Annotated in this window: 9 protein-coding genes and 1 tRNA gene; 3 read left to right on the top strand and 7 right to left on the bottom strand. The window is 67.9% G+C overall.

Annotated features, from left to right (window positions below; translation table 11 throughout):
• Nucleotides 1-30: 30 nt before the first annotated feature.
• The 3 genes from C8K36_RS08665 to C8K36_RS08655 form a co-directional block, all read right to left on the bottom strand.
• Nucleotides 31-1,011, bottom strand: a complete 981-nt coding sequence (locus C8K36_RS08665) for a ribose-phosphate diphosphokinase (RefSeq protein WP_107984059.1) — start codon at nt 1,009-1,011, stop codon at nt 31-33.
• A complete protein-coding gene (glmU, locus tag C8K36_RS08660; RefSeq protein ID WP_107984058.1) occupies nt 1,008-2,486 on the bottom strand; it encodes a bifunctional UDP-N-acetylglucosamine diphosphorylase/glucosamine-1-phosphate N-acetyltransferase GlmU in 1,479 nt (492 codons plus the stop codon). Before glmU ends, C8K36_RS08665 begins: the two co-directional genes overlap by 4 nt.
• 277 nt (nt 2,487-2,763) lie before the next feature.
• A tRNA-Gln gene (locus C8K36_RS08655) sits at nt 2,764-2,834 on the bottom strand.
• 220 nt (nt 2,835-3,054) lie between these two features.
• Between C8K36_RS08655 and C8K36_RS08650 the strand changes: the two genes are divergently transcribed.
• From C8K36_RS08650 to C8K36_RS08640, 3 genes are all read left to right on the top strand, one after another.
• Nucleotides 3,055-3,645, top strand: coding sequence for a TetR/AcrR family transcriptional regulator (locus C8K36_RS08650; RefSeq protein WP_107984057.1), 591 nt, complete (start codon nt 3,055-3,057; stop codon nt 3,643-3,645).
• A gap of 85 nt (nt 3,646-3,730) precedes the next feature.
• Entirely contained in the window at nt 3,731-7,408 is a 3,678-nt protein-coding gene (mfd, locus tag C8K36_RS08645; protein ID WP_107984056.1) for a transcription-repair coupling factor, read from the top strand.
• A 5-nt stretch (nt 7,409-7,413) separates the two neighbouring features.
• Nucleotides 7,414-8,100 (top strand): MazG family protein, encoded by a 687-nt coding sequence (locus C8K36_RS08640; RefSeq protein WP_107984055.1) that lies wholly within the window; start codon nt 7,414-7,416, stop codon nt 8,098-8,100.
• Nucleotides 8,101-8,107: 7 nt separating this feature from the next.
• Here the strand turns inward: C8K36_RS08640 and C8K36_RS08635 are convergent, their stop codons facing one another.
• The 4 genes from C8K36_RS08635 to efeU all read right to left on the bottom strand — a co-directional run bounded on the left by C8K36_RS08635 (nt 8,108) and on the right by efeU (nt 13,396).
• Nucleotides 8,108-9,715 carry an ABC-F family ATP-binding cassette domain-containing protein gene (locus tag C8K36_RS08635; protein ID WP_107984054.1) on the bottom strand — a complete coding sequence of 536 codons (1,608 nt, stop codon included), beginning with the start codon at nt 9,713-9,715 and terminating at the stop codon, nt 8,108-8,110.
• A 285-nt stretch (nt 9,716-10,000) separates the two neighbouring features.
• Nucleotides 10,001-11,242, bottom strand: coding sequence for an iron uptake transporter deferrochelatase/peroxidase subunit (gene efeB / locus C8K36_RS08630; RefSeq protein WP_107984326.1), 1,242 nt, complete (start codon nt 11,240-11,242; stop codon nt 10,001-10,003).
• Between the two features lie 88 nt (nt 11,243-11,330).
• On the bottom strand, nt 11,331-12,488 hold the full coding sequence (gene efeO, locus C8K36_RS08625; RefSeq protein ID WP_107984053.1) for an iron uptake system protein EfeO: 1,158 nt from the start codon (nt 12,486-12,488) through the stop codon (nt 11,331-11,333).
• Complete coding sequence (gene efeU, locus C8K36_RS08620) at nt 12,485-13,396, bottom strand: iron uptake transporter permease EfeU (RefSeq protein WP_107984052.1); 912 nt, start codon at nt 13,394-13,396, stop codon at nt 12,485-12,487. The genes efeO and efeU overlap by 4 nt, the downstream gene beginning before the upstream one ends.
• Nucleotides 13,397-13,527: the final 131 nt, after the last annotated feature.

The raw sequence follows: 13,527 nt of genomic DNA, 5'->3' as shown, positions 1-13,527 counted from the left end.
GCGAACCGGGCACGGGCGTCGACGAGGCGTCTACGCGATGCCGTTGAACAGCGAGGTCACCGAACCGTTCTCGAAGACCTCCTGGATGGTCCGCGCCAGCAGCGGTGCGATCGACAGCACCGTCAACGTCGGGAAGCGCTTCTCGTCCGGGATCGGCAGCGTGTTGGTCGCGATGACCTCCTTGGCGCCGCAGTTCGCGAGCCGCTCGGCGGCCGGATCGGAGAACACGCCGTGCGTGGTCGCGATGATGACGTCGCCGGCGCCGGCGTTCTTGAGCACCTCGACCGCACCGGCAATCGTGCCGCCGGTGTCGATCATGTCGTCGATCAGCACGCAGGTGCGGCCACTCACGTCACCGACGACGCGGTTGGACTTGACCTGGTTCGGGACCAGCGGGTCGCGAGTCTTGTGGACGAACGCGAGCGGTGCGCCGTCGAGCGCATCGGCCCACTTCTCGGCCACCTTCACGCGACCGGCGTCGGGCGAGACGACGCAGATGTTCTCGGTCCCGTAGTTGTCGCGGACGTACTGCGCGAGCTGTCCGAGGGCGTGCATGTGGTCGACCGGGCCGTCGAAGAAGCCCTGGATCTGATCGGTGTGCAGGTCGACCGTGATGATGCGGTCGGCGCCGGCCGTCTTGAGCAGATCGGCGATCAGGCGGGCGGAAATGGGCTCACGGCCGCGGTGCTTCTTGTCCTGACGGGCGTACGGGTAGAAGGGCAGGACTGCCGTGATGCGCTTCGCGGATCCACGCTTGAGAGCGTCGATCATGATCAGCTGCTCCATGATCCACTGGTTCAGCGGAGCCGGATGGCTCTGGAGCACGAACGCGTCGGATCCGCGGACGGACTCCTCGAAGCGCACGAAGATCTCGCCGTTCGCGAAGTCACGAGCCGTCTGCGGCGTGATCTCGATGTCCAATTCCTTGGCCACCTGCTCGGCCAACTCGGGGTGTGCGCGGCCCGAGAAGAGCATCAAGTTCTTCTGCACGTCGCTGGATATCGCGCTCACTGGTCTTCGCCATCCTTTGGTTCTTGCGGATCGGTATCTTGCAGGACTGCTCGAGCCGCTGCCTCGGCAGCGGGAGTATCGGGCCTGTTGCGTTGCACCCAACCCTCGATGTTTCGTTGTTTACCACCAGAGACGGCGAGCGCCCCGGGTGGCACATCGTTGCGCAGGACGGTGCCCGCGCCCGTGTAAGCGCCGTCGCCCACGCGGACCGGGGCGACGAACATCGTGTCGGATCCGGTACGCACATGCGAACCGACGATCGTGCGGCTTTTGTTCACTCCGTCGTAGTTGACGAAAACGCTGGATGCTCCGATGTTGCTGTGTTCGCCGACGGTCGCGTCGCCGACATACGTCAGGTGCGGCACCTTCGAGTGTGCCCCGATGTCGGCGTTCTTGGTCTCGACGAAGGCTCCGAGCTTGCCGGACTCGCCCAGCACGGTGCCCGGGCGCAAGTACGTGTAGGGGCCGACGGTGGCGTCCGGACCGATCTCGGCGGACTCGCCGTGCGTCCGGATCACCGACGCACCCGTGCCGACGGCGACGTCGGTGAGCGTGGTGTCGGGTCCGATCACGGCGTCCTCGCCGATGTGCGTCGACCCGCGCAGCTGGACGCCGGGGCGCAGGGTGACGTCGCGGTCCATCGTCACGTCGACGTCGATCCACGTGCTCGACGGGTCCTCGACGGTGACGCCGGCGCGCATGTGACGCTCGAGGATGCGCCGGTTGAGTTCACCTGCGAGGGTGGCGAGTTGGACGCGGTCGTTGGCGCCCGCGACGAGTAGGTCGTCGTCGATGTGCTGTGCACGAACGATTTTCCCGGCGGTCCGGGCGATCGCGATCACATCGGTGAGATACAGCTCGCCCTGGGCGTTGTCGGCACTCAGTGAGGACAGGGCGCCGCGCAAGGTGGCGGCGTCGAACGCGTACACGCCGGAGTTGACCTCACAGATCGCGCGCTGCGACTCGGTGGCGTCGGCCTGCTCGACGATCGCGGCGACCTCGCCGTCGGTGGTCCGCAGGATCCGGCCGTACCCGGTGGGATCCGCTGCCGTGGAAGTGAGGACGGTCACCGCGGCCGCGGGCTCGGCGGTATGCGTCGCGATCAGCGCGTGCAGGGTCTCGCTGTCGAGGAGCGGGACGTCGGCGGCGGTGACGAGCACGGTTCCGTCGAAATCGTCCGGAAGTCCGGTCAGACCACAGCCGACGGCGTGCCCGGTTCCGTTCTGTTCGTGCTGGACGGCGGTGGCGACCGCGCGCCCGAGATCCTTCGCGACCTCGTCCACGGCGGCGCCGACGGCGTCGCGATCGTGTCCGATCACGGTGACGAGTTCGGTGGGTTCGATTCCGGATGCGGCATGCAGTGAGTGCGAGAGCATCGAACGCCCGGCCAGTGCGTGCAGCACCTTGGGGGTCTTCGACCGCATTCGCGTCCCGGCACCGGCAGCGAGGACGATGACGGCGGTCTGCGGTGGCATGAAGCTCCCTCGAGGTCGATCTACGCTTTGCCGCTCGCGCGGCCCGACGGTCGCGCACGTTCCGGAAAAGAATATCGCGCGTCGCGCCGATGACGGCAACGTGGCCGAGATTATTCCGTTCCGCGGAGGGTGCGTCGGGCGAACCCCGGAGTTGCACCCCAACGGGCCGGAGATTAACGGGCAAGTAACAACTCCGAACTGACCGGTTCGTAAGTTGTGTGGAGAATCACAGCGTCCGGAGGTGCGGAGCGGCTGTGAACGAATGCATCCGAAAGGGCTCCGCCGCCAGGACTCGAACCTGAACTATCTGAACCAAAATCAGAGGTGCTGCCATTACACTACGGCGGATTACCGCGCGCCGGACCGTGGCCCGCCTGCGCGGGAACGATCCTCGCATGCCGACGCGCTGTGCGTCGAACTGCCGCAGAAAATTCTGAACGACCGGTCTATAGGCTGGCCTCTACCAGCGCCGAACGTGTTCGATACGGCGTGTCGGAAAGGACGGTTACCGCGAGTGTCGCGACCAGCACGCGAATCCCAGGCCGCCGAGCGCGCGCCCCGGACACGAATGACCGGCACACAGCGCCGGGAGCAGTTGATCGAAATCGGTCGCGCGCTGTTCGCCGAACGCGGCTACGAGGCCGCCTCCATCGAGGAGATCGCGGCGCGCGCCCAGGTCTCCAAGCCCGTCGTCTACGAACATTTCGGCGGCAAGGAGGGGCTGTACGCCGTCGTCGTCGATCGCGAGATGTCGAAACTGCTCGAGATGATCACGTCGTCGCTCGCCCAGAATCGGTCCCGCATCCGGGTCGAACGGGTCGCGTTGGCGCTGCTCACCTACGTCGAAGAACGCACCGATGGCTTCCGGATCCTGGTGCGTGACTCGCCCGTCGCTGCCGACGAGGGCACCTATTCGAGTCTGCTCAACGAGGCCGTCCGGCAGGTGGGGTACATCCTCGCCGGCGACTTCGCCCGCCGCGGCCTCGACCCCGAACTCGCTCCGCTGTACGCGCAGGCGCTGGTCGGGATGGTCGCGACCACCGCGACGTGGTGGCTCGACGAACGCACTCCGCAGAAGGAGGTGGTCGCGGCCCACCTGGTGAACCTGTGTTGGAACGGCCTGACCAATCTCGAGGCGGATCCGCAGCTCGGTCAGTGACCGCGCCGGGGCCTGTTGTCGGTCGGCGCGCCTAGAATCGTACGGTCTGCATTTCACGACATCAGGAGCGCCGTCGTTGTCTTCCGTGTCCCCTTCAGATACTTCCTCGGCCCCCGGTGCCGCAGCCACTCCGCTCGCCGGTCTCGCATCGACGGCTCTGGCGGACGGCGCGATCGGCCGGGTCCTCGACAGCATCGGGCGGACCGGTGTCGACATCGTCGCCCCGGTGGCGGCGCGCCCGTTCGTGGCCGCGGCCCTCGCGGGCAGAACTCAGCTGTTGCTGGTCACCGCGACCGGACGTGAAGCGGACGACCTCACCGCAGAGCTCAGCGAGATCATCGGCGACGGTGTCGCCCAGTTCCCGTCGTGGGAGACGTTGCCCCACGAGCGACTGTCGCCGAGCGCCGACACCGTCGGGCGCCGACTGCAGGTGCTGCGGCGCCTCGCGCGGCCCGACGAGGCCGTCTACGGGCCGCCGCTGCAAGTGATCGTCACGACCGTGCGCTCGCTCGTGCAGCCGATGGCGCCCGGTCTCGGGGAGATCGAGCCGGTGATCCTGCGGATCGGATCGGAACACGATTTCGGCGAGCTGGTCTCTCGGCTCGCCGAACTCGCTTACACGCGCGTCGACATGGTCGGTAAGCGCGGCGAGTTCGCGGTGCGCGGCGGCATTCTCGACGTCTTCCCGCCCACATCCGATCACCCGGTGCGCGTCGAGTTCTGGGGCGACGAGGTCACCGAACTACGTGCCTTCTCGGTTGCCGACCAGCGCTCGCTACCCGAACTCGAACTCACGACCGTCGTCGCGCCGCCGTGTCGTGAGCTCCTGCTGACCGCGGCGGTGCGGGACCGCGCCGCGCAACTCGCCACCGAGAACCCCGCCGACGCGGCACTGGTGGAGATGCTCGACAAGCTCTCGGCCGGCATCTCCGTGGAGGGCATGGAGGCACTGCTGCCGCTGCTGCAGCCTGGTGAGCTGCAACTGCTGACCGAGGTGCTGCCGCGCGAGACCCATGTGCTGCTGTGCGACCCGGAGAAGATCCGCACCCGGGCCACCGATCTCGTACGTACCGGGCAGGAGTTCCTGGAGGCGTCGTGGACGGCGGCGTCGATCGGCGGCGCGGCACCCATCGACACGTCGGTCCTCGGCGGCGGCATCGATCTCGGCGCGTCCGCGTACCGGTCGCTGCGGCAGGTGCGGGAGAGTGCGGAGGCGCAGGGGCGTCCGCTGTGGACCATCAGCCCGCTGGCGTCGGGCAGCGACGACGAGCTCGTCCTGCCGGTGCAGTCGGCCCCCGAGGTGCGTGGCTCCGAAGAGATGCTGTCGATGCTGTTCGAGAACCTGCGGGCGCACGTGACGACCGGGGGACGTGCGGTGGTCGTCGTCGCCGGTTCGGGCACCGCGCACCGCGTCCTCGAGCGGCTGAAGGAGGCCGACGTCCCGGCTGGCGAACTCGCGCCGGGCGCCGAGCCGGCCCGCGGGCTCGTGCAGGTCCTGCGCGGATCGCTACACGAGGGCCTCGTGCTCCCGGGCGACGACGCGGCCGGGGTACCGGGACTGGTGATCGTCACCGAGTCCGACCTCACCGGCAATCGGGTCGCCGCCGCAGGTGACGGCAAGAAGCTGCCGGCCAAGCGGCGCAACCAGGTCGATCCGCTGGCCCTCACTGCCGGCGACATGGTGGTGCACGACCAGCACGGCATCGGCCGTTTCGTGGAGATGGTCGAGCGGACCATCGGCGGAGCCCGGCGTGAGTACCTCGTCATCGAGTACGCGGCGAGCAAGCGCGGGCATCCGGGGGACCGGTTGTTCGTGCCGATGGAATCGCTCGATCAGCTCTCGCGCTACGTGGGCGGCGAGATGCCGGCCCTGTCGAAGCTCGGCGGTTCCGATTGGCAGAACACGAAACGCAAGGCCCGCAAGGCGGTTCGGGAGATCGCGGGCGAGTTGGTGCAGCTGTATGCGGCCCGCCAGGCGGCACCCGGGCACGCCTTCGGTCCGGACACTCCGTGGCAGAAGGAGATGGAGGACGCGTTCGCGTTCACCGAGACCCACGATCAGTTGACCGTCATCGACGAGGTCAAGGCCGACATGGAGAAGGCGGTCCCGATGGACCGCGTCGTCATCGGCGACGTCGGCTACGGCAAGACCGAGGTCGCGGTCCGTGCCGCTTTCAAGGCCGTGCAGGACGGCAAGCAGGTCGCGGTGCTGGTGCCGACGACGCTGCTCGCGCAGCAGCATCTGCAGACGTTCGCCGAACGGATGGCGAACTTCCCGGTGAAGGTTCGCGGGCTGTCCCGCTTCACCGATGCGGCCGAGTCCAAGGAAGTCATCGCGCAGTTGGCGGAAGGCGAGATCGACATCGTCGTCGGCACCCACCGTCTCCTGCAGACCGGTGTCCGCTGGAAGGATCTCGGCCTGGTCGTCGTCGACGAGGAACAGCGCTTCGGCGTCGAGCATAAGGAACACATCAAGGCGCTGCGCACGCACGTCGATGTGCTCACCATGTCGGCCACACCGATCCCCCGCACGCTCGAGATGAGCATGGCCGGCATCCGTGAGATGTCGACGATCCTCACCCCGCCCGAGGAACGGCATCCGATCCTCACGTACGTGGGCGGGTACGCAGACAAGCAGGTGGCAGCCGCAATCCGGCGTGAGCTGCTACGCGACGGTCAGGTCTTCTACGTCCACAACCGGGTCAGCTCGATCGACAAGGCCGCCAAGCGGATCCGGGAACTCGTCCCGGAGGCTCGGGTCGTCGTCGCGCACGGCCAGATGAACGAGGACACCCTGGAGAAGACGGTGCAGGGCTTCTGGGAGCGTGAGTTCGACGTCCTGGTCTGCACCACGATCATCGAGACGGGACTCGACATCTCGAACGCCAATACGCTCATCGTCGAACGCGCCGACTCGCTCGGCCTGTCGCAGCTGCACCAGTTGCGTGGTCGCGTCGGCCGCAGCCGCGAGCGCGGGTACGCATACTTCCTGTACCCGCCGGAGAAGCCGCTCACCGAGACCGCATACGACCGTCTCGCCACCATCTCGCAGAACTCGGATCTGGGCGCCGGCATGGCCGTCGCGATGAAGGACCTCGAGATCCGCGGTGCCGGAAACGTGTTGGGCGCCGAGCAGTCCGGTCACGTCGCGGGCGTCGGCTTCGACCTGTACGTGCGGCTCGTCGGCGAGGCCGTCGAGGCGTACCGTGCCGTCGCCGACGGCCGTCCCGTGACGACCGAGCCCGAGACCAAGGAGGTGCGAATCGATCTACCGGTCGACGCGCACATCCCGCCCGACTACGTCACCAGCGACCGGTTGCGGCTCGAGGGCTATCGCAAGCTCGCTGCGGCGGCCGACGCCGACGCGATCGCCGCGGTCGTCGAGGAACTCGTCGACCGGTACGGCCCGCTCCCGGAGGAGGTCGGCCGGTTGATATCGGTCGCCAAGCTCCGCCTGCTGTGCCGCGAGTACGGGATCGAGGAGGTGGCCGTCACCGGCACCCAGCTCAAGATCTCGCCGATGCAGCTCCCGGACTCGAAGCAGTTGCGGCTCAAGCGGATGTACGCGAGCGCGCAGTATCGGGCGACCACCGGAATGGTGCAGATGCCGCTGCCGCGGGCCGGGGCAGGCGGGGTCGGCGCCGAGCGGGTGCGTGACGTGGAACTGTTGCAGTACATCGCGGACTTCCTCCTCGCGATGGACGGCAAGGCGGCGGGATCGGTCGACGTGAGCACTCCCACCGCTGACCAGGCCGGGGTCTGACCCGCATGAGTGCAGGCAGCGAACGCGACGACCAGTGGCGTGCCGGTGACGCCGTGATCGAGGCCGCCGTGGTCATGGACAAGCTGTGGGGTTTCGGCGGCTGGGAGGTGACGCAGACTCACGACTCGCTGCGGCCCTACCTGCTCGAGGAGACCTACGAACTGCTCGACGCGATCCAGACCGGTGACCCGGTGTCGATTCGTGAAGAACTCGGGGACCTGTTGTTGCAGGTGCTGTTTCATTCGCGGATCGCGGAGGCGGCAGGGGAGTTCACGGTCGACGATGTGGCCGCCACGCTCGTGGCCAAGCTGGCCCACCGCAGCCCGCACCTGGCCGACGGTCTCACCGGGCCGGTGGACATCGCCGACCAGGAGCGAGCCTGGGAGGAGCGGAAGGCGGCCGAGAAGGCGCGCGAATCCTGCATCGACGGCATCGCGCTCCAGCAGCCCGCGCTGGCACTCGCGGAGAAGGTGATCTCGCGGGCCCGCAAGTCCGGGTTGCCGGAGGAATTGGTTCCCGACGAACTGCGTGTCATTCGTCTCGGTGGACCCGGCAGTGCCGAGGACGAACTACGCAAGGCGACACTGCGTTTCGTCGACCGGATTCGCGCCGCCGAGTCCGCCGCGCACGCGAGCGGTGTCGCGTGGGGCGGACTCGGGGCGGACGACTGGCGGGCCTACTGGAGCCGCTGACCGCCAATCAGCTGGGGGAGCCGTTGCTGTGCTTCGCGATTCGACCCTCCCCGTCGAGTTCCAGCGTCACGTCGATGCCGACCTTGCGCAGGAACTCGTAGTCGTGGCTGACGATCACCATCGCGCCGCGGTAAGAGTCGAGAGCCTCGGCCAGTTGTTCGACGCTGGTGACATCGAGGTTGTTCGTCGGCTCGTCGAGGACCAGTAGTTGCGCTGGCGGATCTGCCAGTAGCAGCTTGGCGAGTGACACTCGGAAGCGTTCGCCGCCGGACAGCGTCGCGGCGGGCCGATCGGCGGCGCTGCCACGGATCAGTAGGCGGGCGAGTTGATTGCGGATCGTCCCCGCGGCCGTGCCCGGTGCGACCTCCTGCACGTTCTCGAGCGCGCTCAGGCCGTCGTCGAGGTTGTCGAGTCGCTGCGGGAGGTAGCCGACGCGGTCCGTCGACGACACCGCGTGTACGCGACCGGGGTCCCCGGCCGTGCCGTGGACGAGGTGTTCGAGCAGCGTCGACTTGCCCGCGCCGTTGGGGCCGACGAGCGCGACACGCTCCGGGCCCTGGACGACGATCGAGCGGTCGCCGTCCTGGAATTCGGCCAGGCGCCGCCCCCGCGGGACGTCCGGGTCGGGGAGGACGAGCCGGATGTGTTCGTCCTCGCGTACGCGCAGGTCCGCAGCGTCGACGGCGGCTTGCGCTGCCTCGACCTTGGAGTCGAGCGTCGAACGCATCGATCCGGCGGAAGCCTGTGCCTTGCCGGCTCGATTCCCCGCCAGGATCTTGGGGATCCCGCCGTCCTTCTGGGTCTTCTTCGCGGTGCGTTCCCGCCGGGCCAGTTTCGTGTCGGCTTCGATCCGTTGACGCCTCTCGACCTTGAGTGCCTGCTCGGCCGATCGCGCAGCCTGCACCGCCGCGGCCTGCTCCTGCTCGCGATACTCCTTCCAGGCGCTGTACCGGCCGCCGAACACCTCGATCCGGCTGTCGTGCAATTCGGCGGTGGCATCCATGTGCTCGAGCAGTTCCAGATCGTGGCTGACGACGACGAGCGTGCCCGTCCAGTTGTCCACCATCTCCGCGAGACGCGCGCGCGTCGGCCGGTCGAGATTGTTCGTCGGCTCGTCCAGCAGTGTGATCGGGGTGCGGCGGATCCGCAGTCCGGTGATGGCGATGAGCATGGCCTCGCCACCCGAGACGGTGTCGACTCGGCGATCGAGATCTGCTGCGGTGAAGCCGATTTCGTGTAGTGCCTCGTCGGCGCGCGCCTCGATGTCCCAGTCGTCGCCGACGGTGTCGAAGTGACGCGGATCCACGTCGCCGGACTCGATCGCGCGGAGCGCTGCGACGATCGGGTCGATGCCGAGGAGCATGGCGACGGTCGAGTCCTTGCGCGCCGTCAGCGTCTGAGGCAGATAGCCCACCTCGCCGGCCGTGTCGATCCGTCCTGATGTGGGCCGCAGCAGCCCGGCGATCAGTCGGAGCAGTGTGGATTTGCCGGCTCCGTTCCGGCCGACGAGACCGGTGCGGCCGGTGGTGAAGGTGCCGCTCACGCGGTCGAGCGCGACGGTGCCGTCGGGCCATTCGAAGGTGAGGTCTCTCGAGGTGATTGCGGAGGCACTCATGCGTTGCCGTCCCTTTCGTGAAAGGTTGCTGATCAGCAGGGCTGAGGGAACGACCGATCACGAGAAGTCTCCGGGGGTGTGGCCCGGCAAGGGCGACATCGCTGTGCACGCGAGAAACGTGATCGGCGCGAGGCGGGCGTGCCGGGAAATGAGCCCCAGGAAGAGGGCATGGGTCGTCAGCCGAGGCGCGGTCCGCGCCGGATCGGCAACGCCACCGGCAGTCCGGTGGCTAGATTCTGTCGACCTCGATGTCCATGGACGGCACTGTATCAGCCTCGAACCGGGTCACGTCTCGAACAGCGTCGACCCCCAGTAATCGCCCTCGCGGACACCTGGAGGCACCGCGAAGACGGCGGAACCGACGTGCTTGATGTACTCGCCCAGCGCATCGTTGCGAGCCAGGCTCTGCTGCATCGGCACGAACTGCTTCTGCGGGTCGCGGCAGTAGGCGATGAAGAACAGCCCCGCGTCGAGGTGGCCGAAACCGTCTGTGCCGTCGGTGAAGTTGTAGCCGCGGCGCAGGATCTGGATGCCGCCCAACTCTTCGGCCGACGCCAGGCGCACGTGGGCGTTCTTGTCGATGACGGGCTTGCCGCCAGCGCCCTTGGCCTCGAGTTGCAGGTCGTCGAACTCGGTCTTCTGTCCGAGCGGGGCGCCGCTGCCCTTGCTGCGCCCGAACACCCGCTCCTGCTCGTGGAGAGTCGTCCGGTCCCACGGTTCGATCAGCATGCGGATGCGTCGCGTGACCAGGTACGAGCCGCCGGCCATCCACGACTGGTCGTCCTGCGGGTCCACCCACACGAACTCCGACACCGCTGACGGATCCTCGGCCTTGATGTTGCGTGTTCCGTCCTTGAATCCGAACAGGTTTCGTGGAGTTGTCTGACTTGTCGACGTCGACGACGTGCGGCCGAACCCGAGCTGGGACCAGCGCACCGCCACCACGCCGAAGCCGACGCGGGCGAGGTTGCGAACCGCGTGGACCGCAACCTGGGGGTCGTCGGAGCATGCCTGGATCGCGATGTCGCCGCCGGAGCGGGCCGGTTCGAGGGCGTCCCCGGTGAACTTGGGCAGGTCGGCCAGCGCGGCAGGTCGCTTGTCTGCGAGGCCGAATCGGTCCTTGCCGTTCGCCTCGAACAACGACGGCCCGAATCCGATCGTGAGGGTGAGCTTGGACGCGTGCAGGTCCAGTGCCTCGCCGGTGTCGGTGGGCGGGTTGTACTCGCCGGCGCCGATCGCCCCGTCGGCTGCGGCCTCCTCGCCGGCGGTCATCCGCGCGGCCATCTCGGTCCACTTCTTCAGCATCGCCACGAGTTCGTCGCGCGAGTCCGTGATGACGTCGAACGCCACGAAGTGCATGCGATCCTGTGCGGGCGTGACGATTCCGGCCTGATGGCTGCCGTGGAAGGTCACTGTCGACGAGGATGTTTCGGCCGCCTCGGGTGCGGTCAGTCGACCGACCGCGACACCCGCGCCCGCGAGCACCGCGCCCGCTCCGACGGCGCCGAACAGGCGCCGCCGGGACAGGCCCGGACGTGGTGCCGGGGTGGAGTCCCCGCCCTGCGGCCTGCCGTCCTGCCCGTCCTTATCCTGTCCGGCCTTATCCTGCCCGCCCTTATCCTGCAATGACACCCTGCACCTGGCTCACTTCGGCGGACAGCGCGTCGATCTTCTGCGACAGCGCCTGACGCTGCGGTTCGGTGACGGTGTCGTAGGAGACGAATCCGTCGCCCTGGCGGTACTGCGACAGTGCTGCGTCGAGGTCGGCGAAACGTGCATCGATCCGCGCCGCGAGGTCGGGGTTGCGGTCGTCGAGGATCGGACGCAGCGACGCGATCGCGGCCTGCGAGCCGTCCGCGTTGGCCTGGAAGTCGTAGAGATCGGTGTGCGAGAAGATGTCCTCCTCGCCGGTGATCTTGGTGCGCGCGATCTCGTCGAGCAGCGTCTGCGCGCCGCCGGCCACCTGGATCGGGTCGATGACGAAGTCCGGTGCCGCGACGCCGTCGGCGAGTTCCTGGATGTCGGCGACGAGCTGGTCGGCGATCGCGTTGGTGTCGGGCTGCAGGCCCTGGACCCACAGGTCCTTCTCGAGGCGGTGGAAGCCGGTCCAGTTCCAGCCCGGCTCGACGTCGACCTCGCGCAGGTCGATGCGCGGATCGAGATCGTCCGGGAAGCTCTCGGCAATGGGCTCGATGCGCTCGTAGTAGGTGCGCGTGAGCGGGTATTGGGCCTTGGCCCCGGCGACGTCGCCGGCCTTGACGGATGCCACGAACGCGGCTGTGGTCTCCTGCAGTGCGATGAGCTGGCTGTCGACGTAGCGCTTGTAGTTGGCCGCGGCCTCGGTGAGCCGGCCGTCCTGATCGGTTGCGGCGACCGAGTCGCCGGTGACGACGAACTCGGCGCGGAGGCCGTCGCCGACCATGCCCGGCTTGCAGGCGGTGTGGTAGGTCCCGGCCTCGGCGAGGTTGACGATGAGCTGGCGGGTCAGGCCGGGCCCGACGTTCTCGACCTCACCCATCACCCGGTCGCCGGTGCCGAATACGTAGAACTCGGTGACCTTGGACCCGTTGTTGGTGATGGAGAAGGTCGTGTTTCCGGTCTCCGCAGAGCTGCCCGAGATGTCGCACGTGGTGTCGGTAGCGGTCACCGTGATCGCCTCGTCGTCCGCGGCCGACTTGGACGTGCACGCCGCGAGGGCGAGGGGAGCGATCGCGAGGAGGGCGAGCGCGGAGGTGGTACGACGCACGGGCGGAGCCTTTCGGGGGACGGTCATCGGGAAGTCTCGAGTTCGGGATCGTCGCTGTCTGCCGGATCGGGCTGCGGTGCCGCGGTCTTCGCCTTGACCGGGCGGAGGAAGAGCGGCATGACGATGACGAGGTAGGCGACCCAGGCGACTGCTTGCAGCAGGGTCGGGTCCGGGCGGAAGTTGAAGATGCCCTGCAGAACGGTGCCGTACCAGGTGGAGGTGTCGAAGACGGACGAGATGTCGAAGGCGAGCGTCGACCCGCCGGGCAGCCAGCCCGCGATCTGCAGTGCCCGCACGCCGTAGGCGAGGATGCCTGCCGCGACGACGACGAGGAAGGCGCCGGTGTAGCGGAAGAAGCGAGCGAAATCGATCCGGACGGCCCCGACGTACAGCAGCACGGTGAGGACGGCTGCGACGGCGATGCCGAGCAGCAAGCCGACGAGCGGCCACGTGCTGCCGGCGGCATTTTCGGCATAGCCGACCAGGAGCAGAGCGGTCTCGACGCCCTCGCGGCCGACGGCGAAGAAGGCCATCGCTGCGACTGCCACAGGTCCGACAGCCAGGGCCCGATCCAGTCCGGCGCGCAGATGCCCCGAGATCGATGCGGCCGCCGTCCGCATCCACAGGACCATCGCGGTGACGATCGCGGCCGCGACGAGGGAGGCCAGACCACTGATCAACTCGGCGGCAAGGCCGGTGACGGTGGAGGTGCCGAAGTGGATACCGGCGAAGATCGCGATCACCATGGCAATGGCCGCAGCGACGCCGGTCCACACCCATTTGAGGGCGTCGCGGCGTTCGGACTTGACCAGGAACGCGACCAGGATCATCACGACGATGCCGGTCTCGAGTCCCTCGCGAACGCCGATCAGGCCGCTGCCGAACAGTTGCGTCGCGATGGACGGCGCGTCGGCGCCGGCGGCGAGGACTGACACTGTCTGCTCCTGATGCGAGTCGGGTCGGCGCTGGAGAGGAAGGCAAGCCGAACCTCGAACAGTCACGCAGAAAGTAGCATTCCCTAAGTTTGCCCGGAAACCGGCCCTGACCTGGTGCTTTTTGTCTGAAA

It is taken from the genome of Rhodococcus sp. OK519, from assembly GCF_003051005.1.
Lineage (GTDB): Bacteria > Actinomycetota > Actinomycetes > Mycobacteriales > Mycobacteriaceae > Prescottella.
Note: the sequence above shows the minus strand (reverse complement) of the source record. Positions and strands in the feature narration are given on the sequence as shown.

Excerpts from the sequence above, each read along its gene's own strand:
- glmU (WP_107984058.1), bottom strand. The coding sequence starts at position 2,486 with ATGCCACCGCAGACCGCCGTCATCGTCCTCGCTGCCGGTGCCGGGACG.
- C8K36_RS08650 (WP_107984057.1), top strand. The coding sequence starts at position 3,055 with ATGACCGGCACACAGCGCCGGGAGCAGTTGATCGAAATCGGTCGCGCG.
- C8K36_RS08640 (WP_107984055.1), top strand. The coding sequence starts at position 7,414 with ATGAGTGCAGGCAGCGAACGCGACGACCAGTGGCGTGCCGGTGACGCC.
- C8K36_RS08635 (WP_107984054.1), bottom strand. The coding sequence starts at position 9,715 with ATGAGTGCCTCCGCAATCACCTCGAGAGACCTCACCTTCGAATGGCCC.
- efeO (WP_107984053.1), bottom strand. The coding sequence starts at position 12,488 with ATGACCGTCCCCCGAAAGGCTCCGCCCGTGCGTCGTACCACCTCCGCG.